The 19,663-nt window shown below is 37.9% G+C and carries 14 protein-coding genes and 1 rRNA gene; 6 read left to right on the top strand and 9 right to left on the bottom strand.

Features of this window, described 5'->3' with window-relative positions:
* Positions 1-16: 16 nt before the first annotated feature.
* From J0M37_02990 to J0M37_02975, 4 genes are all read right to left on the bottom strand, one after another.
* Positions 17-1,654 (bottom strand): SBBP repeat-containing protein, encoded by a 1,638-nt coding sequence (locus J0M37_02990; GenBank protein ID MBN8584032.1) that lies wholly within the window; start codon positions 1,652-1,654, stop codon positions 17-19.
* Positions 1,655-1,901: 247 nt separating this feature from the next.
* Positions 1,902-3,986: a carboxypeptidase regulatory-like domain-containing protein gene (locus tag J0M37_02985; protein ID MBN8584031.1), complete on the bottom strand. Its 2,085-nt coding sequence runs from the start codon at positions 3,984-3,986 to the stop codon at positions 1,902-1,904.
* A 12-nt stretch (positions 3,987-3,998) separates the two neighbouring features.
* On the bottom strand, positions 3,999-5,912 hold the full coding sequence (locus J0M37_02980) for a T9SS type A sorting domain-containing protein (GenBank protein MBN8584030.1): 1,914 nt from the start codon (positions 5,910-5,912) through the stop codon (positions 3,999-4,001).
* A 12-nt stretch (positions 5,913-5,924) separates the two neighbouring features.
* Complete coding sequence (locus J0M37_02975) at positions 5,925-8,021, bottom strand: T9SS type A sorting domain-containing protein (GenBank protein ID MBN8584029.1); 2,097 nt, start codon at positions 8,019-8,021, stop codon at positions 5,925-5,927.
* Between the two features lie 263 nt (positions 8,022-8,284).
* Here J0M37_02975 and J0M37_02970 point away from each other — a divergent pair, with 263 nt between their 5' ends.
* Entirely contained in the window at positions 8,285-9,715 is a 1,431-nt protein-coding gene (locus J0M37_02970; GenBank protein ID MBN8584028.1) for a hypothetical protein, read from the top strand.
* Here the strand turns inward: J0M37_02970 and J0M37_02965 are convergent, their stop codons facing one another.
* Both J0M37_02965 and J0M37_02960 read right to left on the bottom strand, forming a co-directional pair.
* Complete coding sequence (locus J0M37_02965; protein MBN8584027.1) at positions 9,716-10,939, bottom strand: T9SS type A sorting domain-containing protein; 1,224 nt, start codon at positions 10,937-10,939, stop codon at positions 9,716-9,718.
* 101 nt (positions 10,940-11,040) lie between these two features.
* On the bottom strand, positions 11,041-11,556 hold the full coding sequence (locus J0M37_02960; GenBank protein ID MBN8584026.1) for an HAD-IIIA family hydrolase: 516 nt from the start codon (positions 11,554-11,556) through the stop codon (positions 11,041-11,043).
* 51 nt (positions 11,557-11,607) lie between these two features.
* On the opposite strand from J0M37_02960, the gene J0M37_02955 reads away from it, so the two are divergent.
* Positions 11,608-12,342, top strand: a complete 735-nt coding sequence (locus tag J0M37_02955; GenBank protein ID MBN8584025.1) for a class I SAM-dependent methyltransferase — start codon at positions 11,608-11,610, stop codon at positions 12,340-12,342.
* A gap of 91 nt (positions 12,343-12,433) precedes the next feature.
* On the opposite strand, the gene J0M37_02950 is transcribed toward J0M37_02955, so the two are convergent.
* On the bottom strand, positions 12,434-13,252 hold the full coding sequence (locus J0M37_02950) for a hypothetical protein (GenBank protein MBN8584024.1): 819 nt from the start codon (positions 13,250-13,252) through the stop codon (positions 12,434-12,436).
* Positions 13,253-13,917: 665 nt separating this feature from the next.
* Here J0M37_02950 and J0M37_02945 point away from each other — a divergent pair.
* From J0M37_02945 to J0M37_02935, 3 genes are read left to right on the top strand one after another with little or no spacing between them, the layout of a single operon-like run.
* The gene (locus J0M37_02945) at positions 13,918-14,127 is read left to right on the top strand and encodes a helix-turn-helix transcriptional regulator (GenBank protein ID MBN8584023.1); all 210 of its coding nucleotides are present in this window, start codon (positions 13,918-13,920) and stop codon (positions 14,125-14,127) included.
* Positions 14,128-14,132: 5 nt separating this feature from the next.
* Complete coding sequence (locus J0M37_02940) at positions 14,133-14,756, top strand: hypothetical protein (GenBank protein ID MBN8584022.1); 624 nt, start codon at positions 14,133-14,135, stop codon at positions 14,754-14,756.
* A 12-nt stretch (positions 14,757-14,768) separates the two neighbouring features.
* Positions 14,769-15,527 (top strand): R.Pab1 family restriction endonuclease, encoded by a 759-nt coding sequence (locus J0M37_02935; GenBank protein ID MBN8584021.1) that lies wholly within the window; start codon positions 14,769-14,771, stop codon positions 15,525-15,527.
* Here J0M37_02935 and J0M37_02930 read toward each other — a convergent pair.
* The gene (locus J0M37_02930) at positions 15,517-16,650 is read right to left on the bottom strand and encodes a hypothetical protein (protein MBN8584020.1); all 1,134 of its coding nucleotides are present in this window, start codon (positions 16,648-16,650) and stop codon (positions 15,517-15,519) included. The genes J0M37_02935 and J0M37_02930 overlap by 11 nt on opposite strands.
* Positions 16,640-17,290, bottom strand: coding sequence for a site-specific DNA-methyltransferase (locus J0M37_02925; GenBank protein ID MBN8584019.1), 651 nt, complete (start codon positions 17,288-17,290; stop codon positions 16,640-16,642). The genes J0M37_02930 and J0M37_02925 overlap by 11 nt, the downstream gene beginning before the upstream one ends.
* An 842-nt stretch (positions 17,291-18,132) precedes the next feature.
* Between J0M37_02925 and J0M37_02920 the strand changes: the two genes are divergently transcribed.
* A 16S ribosomal RNA gene (locus tag J0M37_02920) occupies positions 18,133-19,646 on the top strand.
* The last annotated feature ends 17 nt before the right edge of the window (positions 19,647-19,663 follow it).

Genomic DNA, 19,663 nt, shown 5'->3' with positions numbered 1-19,663 from the left:
TTAAACAAAGTTTTAATTATTTTAAAAGCACCATTTTCTTGGTCTGCGTAAATTCACCTGCTTCAAGCCTATAAAAATATATTCCGCTGGCTAATTGTGAGGCATCGAAATCGTAATTATAAGTACCTGCCGAAAGCTCTCCGTTAAACAGCACAGCTGTTTCTCTGCCGGCAGCATCAAATACTGTAAACTTAACAATACCTTTTTTTGGAATACTGAAAATAATGTTAGTAACCGGGTTAAACGGGTTAGGATAGTTTTGCTGCAAAGTATATTCAACCGGAATTTCTGTGCTGATTGGATGTATCCCGATTGTTTGAGAATATTTTATAGTGGCAATATCCATTCCTGAGTTTATTCCTGAACTTTCCCCAGTCACATAAACATTACCAACAGAATCAATTGCTATTGAATGAACCCAATCTATTCCGTTTGCCGGGCCGTTGTATCTCTGAATCCACTGAACATTTCCATCCGGATTGTATCTAATTGTCGCATAATCGTATTGATTTGGCATGTTATCTCCACTATGACCCGTGATATAAACATTGCCATAAATATCTATTGTAATAGAACTGGCTGTGTTAATACTTCCGCTAATAATACCCGAATATCTCTGAACCCATTGAGGGTCACCTGTAGAACTGCTGTATTTAATTGTTAAGTAATCAGAAGCAGTAGTAAACCCTTTGCTTGAACCGGTCGCGTACACATTCCCCGCATTATCAACATCAATACTAAAGCCTTCTTCGTTTCCGTTTGCCGGTCCGTTATATCTTTGAGCCCATTGTAACACACCCATTGCATTGTATTTAATTGTCGCTAAATCAAATGTTGTATCTATTCCATTACTCCCTTCACTTCTTCCGGTAACATAAACATTACTATTCATATCTATTGACATGGAATTCAGATTATCTACACCATTTACCGGTCCGTTATAACTTCTGACCCATAAAGTATCACCCGAAGAACTATATTTTATTACAGTATAATTATCACCCGTAATGGTATTGGAACTATAACCTGCTACATAAATATTACCTGTTAGATCAACTGCGATTGAGCGAGCTATATCTGTGCTACTCCCAGGCCCATTGTATCTATTGACCCACTGTAATATACCTTCTGAATTATATTTAACAGTTGCAAAATCATCAAAAAGAGCTCCGTTTGAACTCCACCCTGTAACATAAACATTCCCTGAATTATCAATTGCAATATCAGTTGGATAATCATGCATACTGGTTGTACCATCAAATCTTTGAACCCATTTTAATATCCCGTTCGAGTCATATTTAATTGTTACGTAATCTACTCTCGAAGTCAAACCCCTGCTTGAACCTGTAACATAAACATTCCCTGCATCATCAACTTTTATTGCCTCTCCGTGGTCTACATCTTCACCTGGACCGTTATATATTTGCAGCCAAAGCATTGAACCAGAGGTGTTGTATTTGATAGTAATGACATCAGTTGTAATTCCGTTAGCAGTACTTCCTATAACATAAACATTCCCGGTTTTATCAACAGTTACAGACTTACCGAGATCAGAACGATTCCAAGATCCGTTATATCTTTGTACCCATTGCTGAGTTACCTGCCCCATGGAGCTGGATACAAGTAAAACCAGTAAAACTATTAAGATCTTCATTTTACTTTTAATACCTTTCCGAATTAACTATATTAAGAGAAAAAAGAGTTTGACAATATTTTTTGCAGGTGAAATTCAATTGTATGTAAGTTTATCGAATCAACTAACCTCAAAATTATTGTCATAAAATTACATAAAATTAATATGATATTCATTGTTAATCAGTGGTATAGCCAGCTTATATTGACAAAAAAGGAGCATTTCTGCTCCGTTTTTAAAAATATTCAAGAAAGTATCCGTAACTTAACTATTTAACCAACACCATCTTCTTCGTCTGCGTGAAATCTCCTGATTCCAGTTTGTAAAAATATATTCCGCTGGCTAATTTCGATGCATCGAAATCATAATTATATGTACCTGCCTGAAGCTCTCCGTTAAACAGCTCTGCAATTTCCCTTCCGGCAGCATCAAATACTGTAAGCTTAACAACACCTGTTTTGGGAACACTGAATTTAATGTTGGTAACAGGATTAAACGGGTTCGGGTAATTTTGACCCAGTGAAAATCTGCCCGGCACATCCGATGAAATCACCTCAATTCCTATAGGACTGCCGAAGTTAAAATTAATATTCTGCAAATTGCTGTTTGTAATTGTTACATTCTGTGTAACAGGGGCAAACCCTATACGGCGTGCCGTTAAAGTATATGTACCCGGCGGCAGGTTTGCTGCAATGTATTCCCCGTTGCTGTTTGTGATACCGTAATTTTTGTACACTGAACCCTGTAATACATATATTACTGCATTTTTTAGAGGTGCCGGAGCTGCATCCAATGATCCGTTTTGAAAAGCCTGACCGCTGATAGTATATGGATTTATGCTGTTGTTGATCCTGTCCACTTGACCGTTCGTGTTGTTTAAATTCTGCAGCGGTATTATTTTTGCTGCCTGCTGCCAGTCAGTTGTAGAAACATAATACCCCGGCACAAAATCTAAAGTATCAGCAGGAGGGTAGTACATAATATAAAGCGTATCACCACGCGGCATACCGGTAAACGTATAAGTACCATCACTTAAAATAGATACAGAATCAACTGTTTCAATTTCACCTGTTTGAAATTTGTATTTTAAAGCTTTTGCATACCCGCGTTTTACCGGCTGATTGTTATCTTTGTATTTTACAGTTCCTGAGCAGGTATAAAATACAGTTGAGCCGAAAGGATTTCTTCTGTAATATATTTCCGCATTATTATTGCTTCCTCTGTGCCTGTAGTCTGTCCAGACTGTGTGCACAACCGAGCCTGATACAGAAACCGATGGACCCTCCTGGTCTTCTGCATCAAATGTTAAACTTAAAGTATTCCCCCAGCTTACACCATCATTTACTGAATACCTGTGGTGTATATCATTATCAAAAAAAGGTGAATCCTGCCAGATAATATGTACATTGTTTCCTTCCGCTGATACTGAAGGGTTCTGTGCGGCAGTTGTGGATGAAATTCGGAAATCATTGCCCCAGTTCACACCATTATCGGAAGAACGCTTATAGTAGATATCATGGCTTTGCAGTCCGTTTCTGCGGTCTTCCCAGACTACATGAACCGTTGAGCCAACAGAAGCGATCGAAGGATGCCATGAATAACCCGGAGCGTTTGTTAAACGGATATCAGGTCCCCAGCTGTTACCGCCAGTTGTTGAACGCTTCAGGTATATTTCGCTTTCGTTAGTATTGGCGTCACGGTCATCCTGCCAAACTATATTAACCGCCTGTCCTGAAATTGATGCTGAGGGATAAGTTTTAATGGAATTTACATTTGTAAGCCTTGTTGCCGAACCCCAGCTGTTTCCGCTTGTGGTGGAATTTCTGACATATATTTCTGAAGTATTGGAAGGAAGATCTTCTGCCCATGTTACTATAACTATTGAGCCCGATGCGGTTATAGATTGATATAATGACTCTCCCCCTGTATATATTTCCACCGGCGGCAGCCAGCTTCCGCCGCCATCAGTTGAGCGCCGGTAATATATATCATAGTGCTGGCTTGATGGCGTTTGTGTCCAGATAATATGAACTTCTTTTCCTGATACCGAAACAGCCGCCGGACCCGGGGAATTTTGATTCGCAATAAGAATGTTGGCTTCCCATGTTAACCCGCCATCTGTTGACCGCTTATAATAAATTTCTGAAAATGTGCTTATATATACTGCGCTGGTCCAAACTACATGAATTGTATCACCGCTTGCAGCAATACTCCATGCGTTATTTTCAGAAGCTGCAGAATATAATGTATCGTTTGTGAGCCTAAGCTCCGGCTGCCATTGGGCATAACCCCGGAAATTAAAAACCAGGCTTAATATAAATAGACCCAAAGAATATATTATTTTGATTCTCATTTTTATTATTTATTATTTTGCTATTATCATTTTCTTTGTAGATGTAAATGATCCTGAACTTAAGCGATAAAAATATATTCCGGAAGGATAACCATCTGCTGACCAATTTGTTATATATTTGCCGGGCTTCAGTTCATTGTTTACAAGAGTTGTTACTTTCCTGCCAAGTATATCATATATTTCCATATTTACCATACCGGTAACGGTAATATCAAACTCAATATTAGTTGTTGGGTTAAATGGATTAGGATAGTTTTGACCCAGTGAAAATCTTTGCGGAACTTCAGCGGATATTGAATTTATTCCTATTGGATTATTTGATATATCAATTGATAAACCCCAGGCTTTCAAAAACCCTGTGTTACCGGCTGTCCTATCAAATACTTTTAGTATCCATAAACCTGCGGGGTTTGAATTAATAAACTGAGAAAGTGGTTTAAATGGTTTATATGTTCCGGTAAATGGAGCGGAACCCCCGGAAACAGGGTTTTGTGAATCATCATCAAGTACCGTTCCTATAAAATTATCTCCAATGCCGCCAGCCTGGTATATAACAGTATCGCTTATACCCTGGTGAATGAGAGTAAACTCAAGATCGCCTGTGTTAGAGTGCATTACAGTATCAATCATCAAATTTATTTCTGCAGTATATCCTGCGGGATAAACGTTAGGCACAATAATAGTATCAAAAATATTCTGGTAGTCATAAATCGGCTTGTTTAAATTCTGTTTTGAAAATGAGGAAAAGTTTGTATTTTGGCTGCGCTTATAGTAAATATCAAAGTTAAGGTTACGTCTATCCCGCCATATCACATGCGCTGCATTACCGGATACAAAAATACAGGGATTAAGTTTATCAGCCGGATAATTTGTCAGCCTTGTAATTGCCGAATCGCTTCCCCAGCTTGAACCCTCGTCAGAAGAGCGGCGGTAAAGTATTTCAGGGCTTGAAAACATTTGATCTTCCCATACTACATGTACATTATTACCGGATGAATAAACTGATGGTGAAGAAGACCATGCTGAATTATTGGTGAGCCTTTTATCCGCGCTCCAGTCTGCACCGTTGTTATTAGATTTTTTATAATAAATTTCATAATTGCCATCGCGGTTATCCCGCCATGCTACATGAACCTTGCCGTCTTCTGCTGATATAGAAGGAGCCCAGGAAAATCCCGCAGCGCTTGTAAGCCTGATAGCTGAAGTATCTGAACCCCAATTATTTCCATTATCTGGAGAACTTTTAAAAAGTATTTCGTCATTGCCAAACCGTCCGTCCTGCCATACAATAAAAACGATATTACCTGTTGAGGCAACCGATGGATAAAACGAGCTTGCAGAATTATTGGTAATCCTTTTATCTGTTCCCCAACTAAGCCCGTTGTTTTGAGAACCTTTGTAATAGATTTCATAATTACTGTGGCGGTAGTCATGCCATACAACATGCACATTGCCTCCCGATAAGGATAAAGATGGATTGTAAGCACCGCCCAGGCTAAAGGTCAGCCTCGTATCGGCACTCCAGCTTAAGCCGCCATCAATTGAGCGTTTATAGTATATTTCTGCTGGGTTTCCGTGTCGGTTATCTATCCAAACAACAAACACATCGTTTCCGGTTACAGCAACAGTCGGAACTTCTGAAGCAGCAGGATCATTAGTTAACCTGATATCACCACTCCAGCTTGATCCGCCATCCGTTGAGCGTTTATAATATATTTCTCCGGGAGAGCCATTTCTTCCATCCTGCCATACTATATGCAATATTGCCCCGCTCCCTGCAACAGAGCGTGAATTATTTATTGATAAACCGGTTGCACTTAGCTCGTTTGTGAGCCTAAGCTCCGGCTGCCATTGGGCATAACCCCGGAAATTAAAAACCAGGCTTAATATAAATAGACCCAAAGAATATATTATTTTGATTCTCATTTTTATTATTTATTATTTTGCTATTATCATTTTCTTTGTAGATGTAAATGATCCTGAACTTAAGCGATAAAAATATATTCCGGATGGATAACCATCTGCTGACCATTCTGCTTTATACTTGCCGGGCTTCAGTTCATTTTCTACAAGAGTTGCCGTCTTCCTTCCGAGTATATCATATATTTCCAAACGTACCAGCCCTTGATCGGTAATTTCAAACTCAATATTTGTAACAGGGTTAAACGGGTTTGGATAGTTTTGTGCAAGCGAGAAAGCTTCGGGCAATTCATTGCCGGTCTGTATAATTCCTATTACTCCGCCTGAGTTGGTTGATCTGAGAATAGTACCTGCATCTCCCGCCAGCCACCCTGAATTTCCGTAAAAGCTCATCGAATGATAATTTCTGTTAACTATACCTGTTACAGCAGTCCAGTTTGCGCCATTATTGGTTGTTTTAAGTAAGGTACCATTAAACCCGGCAGCATATCCCGTAACACCATTCAGGAATTTAATTTTCCTGATTGTACTGGCGCTGCCTGAACTTTGCATAACCCAGTTCGTACCTCCGTTAACTGAATAAAGAATAGTACCATTATCACCTGAAGCATAAATTACCGCTGCGCTGATAGGTTCTATTGAATATAATGTAGAAGCTGTACCGCCGGAAAGCTCACCCCAGTTTGCTCCGCCATTTGTAGTTTTGATGATTTTACCCGAGCTGCCGCAGGCAAATCCTGTGTTCTGGTCAATAAATTTTATTGAGTGAATACTTGCAGTTAAATTAGTATTTTGTGTTTGCCAGTTCAGACCTGCATTTGTAGTTTTTATAATAATACCATTTGTGCCACAGGCAAATCCGGTGTTGTTGTTTACAAAATCTAAACTTAACAATATCTGCCCGGTATTGCTTGTTAAAGCAAACCAGTTATTTCCGCTGTTTGTGGTTTTATATAAGACCCCGTTATATCCTGCAGCATAACCCGTATTTATATCATTAAAATAAGCTGAATAGTAGATGTTATTCACACCTGTTTTCTGAACACTCCAGTTTAAGCCGCTGTTTGTTGTTTTTAAAATTGTATCATTGCTCCCAAGAGCCCATCCGGTATTTTCATTTACAAACTGAATTGAGGAGAACTGTCCTGCATGACCGCTGTTAAGCAAAGACCAGTCACTTAACGGCGGGGCTGAGGAATATTTGAGTATCTTACCTTGAGCTCCTACGGCAAAACCGGTTGAACCCGCCGGAAAGTGCACACCCAATAGAACACTTGTAACACCGCTTGCCTCTGCTACCCAGCTTGTACCTCCGTTTGTTGTTCTTGTTATATTGCCGTTTGAGCCCACGGCGCAGCCTGTATTAATATCGGCAAAATGAATTGCATGAAGTGGATTAGAAATTCCTGAAATACCGCTGTTCTGCTCTTCCCATGTACTTGCTCCGTTTGTTGTTTTATAAATTTTTCCAAACTGTCCTGAAGCCCATCCTGTATTTGGATTAACAAAACAAACACCGTTAAGATTGTACAGCGCGTTAACTACAGGCATAACATTCCAGTCTGCTCCTGCATTTGTAGTTTTGCGCACTGTACCGGAATCACCAACCGCATAACCCGTATTAAGATCAGCAAAATATACTGAGCGCAGCGGACGGAAGCTCAACGAAGGAGTTTGCGTCCAGTTTAAACCTCCGTTAGTTGTTCTGTAAATGCTTGTGCTGTTGCCAACGGCAATACCGGTATTGGCATCAATAAATTTCATTGAATTGATCGAATTGCTGTTGGTTACCTCACCTAAAATGCTCCAGTTAACTCCGGAATTGGTAGTTTTAACAAGTTTATAAAGATAAGTAACACCCCACCCGGTATTTTCATTTATAAAATGAATAGATACAAACTGGTCAACCCCGAAAACGGAAGTTAATATCCAGTTAACACCTCCATTGGTGGTTTTAAGTATTGTACCTCCGCCTCCCGCACACCATCCTGTGTTATTATTGATAAAATATACGGTATGAAGATTGTTAACTGTTCCAGAGCTTTGCTGGCTCCACTGCGCCTGGATGCTGGTGCTGAATAATATCAGAATTAAAGTAAAAAATATAAACTTCATTCGGCAATTCCTCCTGCAAATTAAAATACCCCGCAAACTTCCAATACTTGCTTAAAGTATCCTAATGGCGTTAAGATGCTTATATGCTTATGAAGTAATGCGGGGTGAAAATTTTTTTTCACCTTTAACGCCATTAGTGATGCAAACATAGCTTTAATTGATAACCCGGTTCAAACACACTTTTTCTGTGTTTTAGAAAATTTCTGACTATTAAATTCACTGTTTTTATCAAAAAAAACCTTATTTTTGGGAAAAATTATCATATGCACAATACAAGGCTTATAAAATTATTAAAATATTTCCCGCAGCAGGATATCAGAAGATTCATGGATTTTGTCCGCTCCCCTTTCTATAATAAAAACAAGAAGCTTATAAAGCTTGCTGAATTTATTCTGAAATATCACCCTGAATTCAGCCCGCCGGCTTTTGATGAAGAATCAGTTTTTAAAAAACTTTTCCCGGTCGAAAAATACGAGTACCAGAAAATTAAAAATCTCTTATCAGACCTGCTGAACCTTGCATACAATTATCTCAGAACAAAGCCTGTTTACTTTACGGAGTTTACTCCTGAATTAAACCTGATAGTCAATCTCCGTTCTTTAAGAGCGCTCGATCTTCACGAAAAAATTCTGAATGCCGCAGAAAAAAAACTTGGATCATCAAAAACCAGGGATGGAATTTATTTATACAATAAATTTTTGCTGGCAGATCAAAGGCAGATACTTAACACGATCAAAAAACCCAATGCCAATGAAGGATTCAATGAAACATTCAGTGCGCAGTTTGAGCTTTCCCTGCTAAACCTGCTGAAACAATATACCATTATGAAGCACGTGAGCATTGAAAACGACAAGAAATTTTCAATGAAGATGTATGAAGAAGTGCTGGGTTATATAAAAAAACACAGCGGCTTTGAAAACATTACATTGAAGGAGTACAGGCTTATTGCCCTGCTGCTTGAGGAAAAAACTGAAGAGCATTACAGGGAGCTGAAAAAAATATATATTGAAGATTACGAAAGCCTTGATGAAGAAGATTCATATATGGCTCTTTTTTATCTTAACAGCTTCTGCGCTGAAAGATATAATAACCTTGCTGAAAAAAAATATATTTTCGAGCTTCGCGACCTGTTCAAACACGCCTTCAGCAAGGATGCAGTCGCCCTGGGTACATTCCATTACCCTGATTTCATTCATTACGCGAAGATATTTATCCGCGCCGGGGATATTGAAACAGCTGAAAAATTCATTAAGAACTACTTCTACAAAATTGATGAACAGCATAAGGATAGTACGATGAATCACCTAAAAGCGTTGATTCATTACCAACAGGGTAGTTACGAAAAAGCGCTTTATTACATATCTAAAGTCAACTTTCCTTCTTTTATCATGAAGCTGCAGGTGAAATTGATTCACCTGCAGCTTCTGATTGATACTCAAAATTATGAAGAAGCGCGAGCTGCTATACACTCATTCAGTCAGTTTCTTGCAAGGGAATCAACCATAAATAAATTGTACAAAAGTGTTATCAAAAATTTTTTAAAATTGTGTAAAGGACTTATTGGAGTATACGAAATATCTTCTGTCAAAGAGCGGCGAAAAGCCGTGGCAGAGTTCAGGATTTCATCTGAAAAACTGAACTCTAATCTCTTCGGAATAAACCACTGGCTTATTGAAAAAACCGCAAAGCTTTAATTATTTTACCAATATCATTTTTTTAGTCTGTGTAAATTCACCTGCTTCCAGCTTATAAAAATATATTCCGCTGGCAAGATGCGATGCATCAAAGTCATAATTATATGTACCTGCCTGAAGCTCTCCGTTAAACAGCTCTGCTGTTTCTCTGCCGGCAGCATCAAATACAGTAAGTTTTACAACACCTTTTTTTGGAATACTGAAAATAATGTTAGTAACCGGGTTAAACGGGTTAGGGTAGTTTTGAGATAACTTAAATCCTTCAGGTACGTTAGTACTAATTTGCTGAATGCCTATACCGCCGTTTACAGTTTTTAATATCCTGCCGTTGTTACCTACTACATATCCAATATTGCCGTCAACCATAGTTATTCCCCTCAGAAAAGTTGTAGTATCACCTGAAGGCTGAGTTTCCCAGGTTGAGCCGCTGTTGGTTGTTCTTCTTATTACGCCATCGGGTCCGGCCGCATATACAGTTGATGCGTTCACTATAGAAAGCCCGTTGAGACCTGAAGTATTTCCCGGTGATGTTGCCGCAGTCCAGTTCGTCCCGCCGTTTGTGGTTCTGAACACAGCTTCTGTAAGCCCAAGTGTTGTAAAATACCCGGTGTTGATATCGGAAAACACAATACTGCTTACAAAATTATTTGTACCTGTTGTTTGCTGAACCCAGTTAGCACCGCTGTTGGTAGTCTTGAATACCGAGCCGCCTACACCGGCTGCAATTGCAGTTGCTCCGTTAAAAACTTTAATAGTAAATAGATCAGAAGCAGCAATATCAAACTTGGTCCAGTTAATGCCGCCATTGGTAGTGCGCGATACATCACCATCTGTGCCGCAAACGTAACCTGTGTTGTTATCTGTAAAATCCAGGTCGTTAGTGCTTGTCATGTTCGGAACAGTAAACAAAACCCAGTTAATACCGCCATTGGTTGTTTTAAGGAAAGTATTTGATCCGCCTATGATGAATCCATTTAGAGCGGAAGGGAATTTTACATCAAAGAGTGTCTGCGTAGTGCCTGATGTTTGCGGGCTCCATGTGGTGCCGCCGTTTGATGTGAAAAGTATTTTCCCGTTTGCACCAACAACCCATCCTGTATTCATATTAATAAAGAATGAGGAAAATAGATTTTCAGTTGTACCTGATGTCTGCTGCTGCCAGTCTGACTTGATTGAAGCTGTAAAAATGAAAAAAAGTAAAATAACTGATAATTTTATTCTCATCGCTGCTCTCCTTTTATATTTTCTGCAAATTACTATAAACTCTGTGAAGTATCAATTATGTGAAGTCATTAAAATATAACATCCTTCACATTGGTAAGGTTCTATTTTTCAGACATCTGTATCTTACCCTGCTTTTTCAAAATCATATCAATCACTTCCCTGACACAGCCTTTACCGGCGTGAATTTTTGTGATGTAATGAACTGCTGCTCTCACATCTTCCACCGCCTCCGGCGGTGCGCAAGAAAATGCGACCCGTTCAAGAAGCGGAATATCAAAAGAATCATCTCCTATGTAGCAGAAATTTTCAAACCTGATATTATATTTTTTGGTAATTTCCTCTGCTGCGCTGCATTTATCCTTACAGTCTTCGTACAGCTCTTCTATTTTCAGCCTTTCAGCTCTGTGCTTATTGGCTTCAGCTTTTCTTCCTGATATTATCGCGAACTTCAGCCCGTGATGGTGGCCGCGCTCAATGCCGTAACCGTCATGCGCGTGGAAGTTCTTAATAACATCTCCGTTTGGCATATATAACAATGAACCGTCGGTTAATACACCGTCGCAATCCATCAATACAAATTTTATCTTTGAAAAATCTACGCTGTTAATATCTTTCATTAAATTATTATTAATTATTATGTAAATTGCATATAATTAATGATTTTATAAATGAATTTCGATGAGAAAATAACAGGGTGGGATTTTTCCGCTTACTTCAACAGCGGGAAAATGAAAGAAACTCCCCTGTCGTGGAATTACAGCGAAATAGTAAAACATTATTTCTGCAATACCAATAAATTGCTTGATATGGGAACAGGCGGCGGTGAGTTTCTCAAAACACTATCTCCCCTTCCTGCCAATACTTATGCAACGGAAAATTATCTGCCGAATATTAAAATAGCAGAAGATAACCTCAACCCGCTCGGAGTAAAGGTGATTAGCGGCTATGAAGACAGCTCACTTCCGTTTGCCGGTGGTATGTTTGACCTTGTTATAAACAGGCATGAATATTACGATACATCAGAGATCTGCCGCATACTGAAGCCGGGCGGCTATTTTATTACCCAGCAGGTAAAATGGAATTGTGATAAAGAGATCCCTGAACTGCTGGGCGTAAAGTTCGACCCTGAGTATAAAGACTGGTCTCTGCAAAAAGCATTAAAAGATCTGGGTGAATATCCATTCAGTGTTATTCTGCAGGATGAATGCGAAGGATATACAGAATTCTGCGACCCGGATGTGCTGACAGCATATATAAATACTGTCAGCTGGCTTGTGCCGGATTTTTCCGGGGAAAAATATCGTAATAAGCTGCTCGCCGCTTCTGAAATTATTCGCAGCGAAGGCTGCTTCAAAACAACTTTAGATAGATTTATTATTGTAATGAAAAAAACGGAGATTTAAAATATTCCACTTAATAGAGCAGGTCGTAAATGACTGTTGATCCATTAAACAATATTGAACGAATATCAGCTGCTCCCTGCGGTGTACATATTTATTTCTTTTTTCTGTTACCGTTATTGTTTTCTTCACTAAGATTTCTTTCTTCTAAGAGTTTTCTTTCTTTTAAAAGTATTTCTCTATGCCGGTTTATTGCATTTTCACGTTTCTCTATCAGTTGTTTTGTTTCCATTAAGCTCCTTAATGCATAAGCGCTCGGCATTTCTCCCGTCTTATGCATCATGTTAAGTTTTCTGCGCAGCCCTTCTGTTATTTCTGCATGAAAAATTATTTCATTTTCCAGAAAGTTCATTTGCGGCGGCTCACCGCTTATCGGGTTATCTCTCATTACATATACCTTAAACATATCAAGGGTATTTTTGCTTAACCGGATCATTTTACCGTCTATATCTATCAGCTTATAAGCGCCTTCAGCCATATATTCAGTTCCCAATATTCTTTCAAAGAACATATTACCCCGCTCAGGAAAATAAGAACGATTAATATCATAAACATTTTCATCAAGCTCTTCAGCCATTTTTCTTACACGGTCAAACCTGTCCCAATAATAATGAATTCCAAGCTCACGAGTCATTATCTTCATTATTTCCTGGTTCTGCCTGCCCTGTAAAAGAAGCTCGCGAACCATCAACGCTTCTTCTGTGGTAATTTCCATTTTAGGGGGATTGTAGTTTGGTGTTTTATAAACACCGGGCATGTCTTTTTTCAGCTCACGGTAAACCGTAGCTTTGCTTATGTTATGCTTTCGCATAATTTCCTCTTTAAGAGCGTTGAAACCACTTTTATCCTTTTTGGCATGCATTGCCTTTAGTAAAGAAATATCTTCAGCAAGCTCTTTGTTATATTGCTTCATATGTTGAATGCCCTCCTAGGCAGTTTTAAAAATTTAAAGTTGGATAAATAAATTTAAGCAGAGTGTTTTTAATTTATCAGGGTTACCCGTAAATATTAATACAAATTTATATATGCAATGTGCATATATGTGTATCATGTGATGATATTTTTTTTTAGACCTCATATCTGTCACGCTTTTGATTTTTTGTTCCCGAAATGGATTTTGATCATAGCTCCCTTCTTTTTTAAGGAGGGGAAGTCCCGCTTTTAGCGGAACGCGCGCGGGGTGTGGTCATTTTTTTGTTTCGCAAAACCTAAACCCCCGTGGAAAAGTGCGAAACAAAGCTGAAGTGGTAAACAATTGCTTTAGCCGCAGTTGATTCTGAATAACTTTTGCTTTTGCATTATGAATTTGAACCGGCTTAATTAATACACACATAGAAACCATTTTTCAACCCGATTAACTTAAATGTTAATCGGGTTTTTTATTGTCCTGACTGTCTCTTTTTGTATTTCCTTGTTTAACCCTTTTTTGTGCTGTGTTTGCCTCTGGAATGGGAGTCGAAAGGGTATGTTAATACTCTCCTCTTAGAAGCATAAGGACAACTCCCTATTTCTTCAGTATTATTGAAACGTGACGCATAGTCAATTGACTTATAGTCAACTAAAGGAGGATATTTGTAAATGGACATTAAACAAAAATTTGGCAAAAAAGTTAAAGAATTAAGACAAATAAGGAAATTTTCACAAGAGGATTTAGCTCTTGAAGCTGATTTAGATAGGACTTATATAAACAGCATAGAAAATGGTAGAAGAAATGTATCGTTGGTAAATATTGAAAAGATTGCAAAAGCATTAAAAGTTAAAGTAAAAGATCTATTAGAGGAGGTTTAAACCTTATGGCTGAAGTTCAATCACATGGTTTCGTATTTGAAAAATGGGTAAGAGATACTTTTTTTGAAAAGTATGAAACTGGTTACGGTGCAAAGTGGGATATAGCCAAAGAAGCAAACAAACGATACGGGAATTTGCCGGTCTCTATTAAGACCATAAAATATGCTTCTTCAATAAATATGGGTGATGCCATCAGGCAGAGATCAATTGATGAAGATTTCATCCTACTTGTGGGATTTTGGAAGCAGGAAGGAAAATTAAAAAGGATTGTAAATGTAACTTCCACAAAGATTGACAAGGCTTTATGGAATTCCCTGTGGGCACCATTATCTCTTGATGATATATACGAATTAGACAAGTTAATTAAATCTTATAGTGTTCATTTTAGCGAAATAAGAAAACAAGCTCAATTGTTAAAATCCAAACAGCCCTATTGTGATTGCTCAATAACATTAAACCCTAAAATTGACTCCAAAAAACAAAGAAGATTACAATGCAGCATAGGTTTTAATCTCCACTTCAGTAAAATTGCCACAAGTGATTCAAAAGAAGTACAGGAGAGACCAACGTTATGGGGAGTTGAGGTCCCCGAGCCGTTTGAATCTGAAAGTAGAAAGTTTAATAAATAATTTAATACCATAATGGCTAAAACGTATGCAAAAATTTCATCTTCAAAGAATACAATAGTTATTAGTTTGCCTATTACAGCCCCAAGCAGCAAAATTAGAGTAAAAGAAAGGCCAGAAACTGATAGTTTTGGTCATTTTTTCCCAACAAGGAAAAAGGAGATTGATAATAAATGTTATGTCGAATGGCAAATAGGTTATGAATCAAATGATAAGGATAAAGAAGGTAAAAAAAATAAAGGAATTATAAAAAAAATTAAATTCAAAAGAAATGAAAAGTTAAAATATGGATATGAACTATCAAGGTTATTATATTTAGCTGTTAAAAACGATATAATCGAAGCTACAAAACTTGATGATCTAATTGAGTATATTAATTCTATCGAAGAAAGAGAACTACTAGATAAACCGGACACAATAAAAAGAATACCTAAAAGTTCAAAAGTAATAAAGGGTATAACATTTAATGAATTTACTGATATCTATAATACGGTTACCGTTAAAAAAGATGACTACATTGTTGAATGTTCTGTAAGGCATAAACAAAGGGCAATCGGATATCAAACAATGATTTATGTTTGTTTACCTTTAAATAAATCTGTCGAAAATATAGTAGGAAGAAAAGCAAATAAGAATGAGTATGTAAAATATATCTTAACAAAAACAAACAACAATTTTATAATAGACTGTATAAAGATTTTTGCATTAACTTCACAACAACATAAAGAAGATGTAAGGAATATTATTAACGCAGTAAAAAGTGTTATAAGATAATCTTAAAGTTATAAATATCTTCTTTCTTGATAGACTTACTTCCCACCCTACTTGTTACTTTTTTAAAATAATCAAGATTACTGTTTATTGATTGGCAAACACTTTCTTTTACTTTCTTATCTTTAGAGTAATTTTTTTTTAAATCAAAAACGAAAAACATATCGTTTAATGTATCTTCTTTAATATTAATTAATCCTGATTTACCAACACTGGAATTACCGACCCTAACCACAGCTAACCTATAATCTTCAACATCTTTACCCAAAGGAATTGTTTGCCTTTCGAGAATATTTTTAGCAGAAACATTATTACCAGTAAATGATTTTCTTACGTGAACAGGTTTATTATCCAGGTAATCACTGAGCGAAATTCCCTCATCATTAGTTATCTGCCCGCTTTCTTTGTTATAAACAACTTCAGGTATAATCTCCTCGCAAATCATATCTAAATTATATTGGTATTCATGCCTATCAGAATTTTCATATATTAAATGAATTTTATCTTTGTAGTCTTCTGTATTTGTAAATATTGCAAAACAACAAGGTATGTTATAATCAAACCACGGTTTATCATTTTGATATATTACTACTGTATTAAACTTGTTTTTCAGTTCATGCTTAAGAGAAGCATTCCTGTTCTTAATAAAAAATGAAATGGGAAGAACAAATCCAATTGCAGAAGTTGTATCTTTGTTTATATGTTTTAAACACTTATAAATAAAAGCGTTTTCAATTCTAAGTTTTTCCGTTTTTGCCTCTTTAATTGGTAAGTAATCCCATGGCTTTATTTTATTTTTAAAATAATCAGCAGGCTTAAAATAACTTTCAATTAAATTATATTTGGTAAAAGGCGGATTCCCTATTATTAAATCAAATTTACTGCTCAGTGGTAAATCAAAAAAATCTCGCGGATTATCAGTCAGTTCTTTGTCAATTTCGTATTTCTCAATTTCTGTAAAGCCTTTTTGTTCAAGGACAGCGACAAAATTACCTGTCCCGTAAGAAGGCTCTAAAACAGAAATATTGTCATTGAAGATTTTATACTTTAAACATAAGGCAACAAGCTTATCTGCTACCTCTAATTTAGTAAAATATTGCCCTAATATTTCTTTCTTATTTTCCATTCTCAAAACTCTTAAGCCTTTTTAATGATAACTGACAATACTTCTTATCAATTTCAAATCCTATAAAATTTCTATTTATTAATTTACAAGCAACTGCTGTTGCCCCACTCCCAATAAAAGGATCTAAAATTACATCTCCTTCTTTAGAAAACATTTTTAATATTTCCATAATAAATGTCTTGGGTTTAGGTGTGGGGTGGTCTATAAAACCTTCATCAGGCTCTACCATTCTTCCAGGTGTATCTACATAAATATCTTTAGAGCGTTTTATCATTTTAGGGTTACCTTTTTTGAAAACAATACATGACATGTATTTAGTATAGCCAATTGGTGAGTTTACTTGCCCGTTAGGGCAATATAATACAAAATTCCAGAAATATTTAAAAGGATTATTTTGGAATGCAAGTGGAAAGTATTTAGTGCTGAAAAAAGTTATAAAAAAAGCATCATTCTTTAAAACCCTATAGCTTTCTGGCAAAATTGAATAATAACTATCTAAATTCGCGTCATTGCTGACTCCAGTTGTATTTAAACCGTAGGGTGGATCAGTAAGTATTAAGTCAATACTTTCATTTTCAAGCTGTTGAAATCCTTTCAAACAGTCAATGTTGTATACTTTGTTGTAAAGTGCTTCATCCATTCCCCAAATTACAAAAAATATGGATATTTTTAAAGGTGATATGGCAAAACCCAATAAAAATATTCAAAACAAATTAATTTTGTGAGAATTTTGGAGCGAATCCAATCTTCTAAAATCAAAACTGATTATTACTAAAACCTCCATCACAAATTGCGGCAAACCAAAAGCAAAAAGTCAGGTTAAGTATAATTTCGTTTGTAGGCACGTATATTTTTTGCATAAAAGGCCGGCCAAATGTGGGGAAAAAAATCTAATGCTACTAAAACGTAAATATTTCATTACATTCAAATGTCATTAAATTTCCGATAAAGGGTTACTTTGCTTTCTCAAACTGCCACATGTAACCTGTGTTTCAGAGTTTTTTGTCACGCATGAACTCCTCTGGAGCCGATTTCCCGCTTTGCGGGATATAAACATATGTATTTACGTAATATAAAAGAGTATTCCGATGTCTTCGGAGTTAAATTCGGAATTTGATCAAGCAGAAAACCTAAAAAAATAAAAAAATTTTAACTTTTTTTTAAAAAAAAGTGGTTTGCTATCTGCATTATTTGCTTAACAGATAGCTAACATAAGTGTAATACCTATAAAATATTTACCCCGGCTCACCTGTTTTGTTCCTTGACATTGAGAAGAAATACAGCTAATTTCGTAACCCTGATTAATTATACCGGATTCAAAAATCTCATAAAAGTATAATTACGTTCTTTCAACAATTTTAACACGCAAACATAATAAGTTTGTGTGCGTAATTTCTTCTTGAGTTTCATCAACAACCAGTGATAAATTTATTTATCATGTCGGTTATAAAAAAATCAAACTCCAAAGTATTAAAAAAAATTACTACGGAGAGTTTGATCCTGGCTCAGGACGAACGTTGGCGGCGTGCCTAATACATGCAAGTCAACTGAAGCAAGGTAGCAATATCTTGTGGAGGTGGCGCACGGGTGAGTAACACGTAGGTAATCTGCCTTCAGGTCTGACATAACTCCGGGAAACCGGAGCTAATAGCAGATGATGCAGCGGCTTGACATCAAGACAGTTGTTAAAGCTTCGGCGCCTGAAGATGAGCCTGCGTCTGATTAGCTAGTTGGCGGAGTAATAGCCCACCAAGGCGACGATCAGTAACTGGTCTGAGAGGATGATCAGTCACACTGGAACTGAGACACGGTCCAGACTCCTACGGGAGGCAGCAGTAAGGAATATTGCTCAATGGGGGAAACCCTGAAGCAGCAACGCCGCGTGAGGGATGAAGGGCTTTTGCTTGTAAACCTCTGTAGTGAGGGAAAAAATTTCCACTCTGTGGAATATGATGGTACCTCAAAAGTAAGCCCCGGCTAACTACGTGCCAGCAGCCGCGGTAATACGTAGGGGGCAAACGTTGTCCGGATTTACTGGGTGTAAAGGGTGCTCAGGCGGTTTTGTAAGTCAGAAGTGAAATCCTAGGGCTTAACTCTGGAACTGCTTTTGATACTGCAAGGCTTGAATGTGGAAGAGGAGGATGGAATTTCTGGTGTAGCAGTGAAATGCGTAGATATCAGAAAGAACACCAGTGGCGAAGGCGGTCCTCTGGTCCACTATTGACGCTAAAGCACGAAAGCGTGGGGAGCAAACAGGATTAGATACCCTGGTAGTCCACGCCTTAAACGATGAATACTAGACGTTGGGGTTAAACTCAGTGTCGCAGCTAACGCATTAAGTATTCCACCTGGGGAGTACGATCGCAAGGTTGAAACTCAAAGGAATTGACGGGGGCCCGCACAAGCAGTGGAGCATGTGGTTCAATTCGATGCAACGCGAAGAACCTTACCTAGGCTTGACATGATAGCTAAAGCCGGTGAAAGCCGGTGTCCCGCAAGGGGAGCTATTACAGATGCTGCATGGCTGTCGTCAGCTCGTGCCGTGAGGTGTTGGGTTAAGTCCCGCAACGAGCGCAACCCCTGTTTCTAGTTGCCACCGGGTAATGCCGAGCACTCTAGAAAGACTGCCTACGCAAGTAGTGAGGAAGGTGGGGATGACGTCAAGTCCGCATGGCTCTTACGCCTAGGGCCACACACGTGCTACAATGGCCACTACAAAGGGCTGCAATACCGCGAGGTGGAGCTAATCCCTAAAAAGTGGTCTCAGTTCGGATTGGAGTCTGAAACTCGACTCCATGAAGCTGGAATTGCTAGTAATCGCGCATCAGCACGGCGCGGTGAATACGTTCCCGGGCCTTGTACACACCGCCCGTCAAGCCATGGAAGTTGGGGGTACCCGAAGTCGCCTTTAATAAGCGCCGAAGGTAAAACCAGTGACTGGGGCTAAGTCGTAACAAGGTAGCCGTACCGGAAGGTGCGGCTGGATCACCTCCTTTCTAAAGAGATTCGATTT

The organism is Ignavibacteria bacterium, from assembly GCA_017303675.1.
In the GTDB taxonomy this organism is placed as follows: Bacteria; Bacteroidota; Ignavibacteria; order Tepidaquicellales; family OLB5; genus OLB5.
This window is presented reverse-complemented; position numbering and strand designations above follow the sequence as displayed.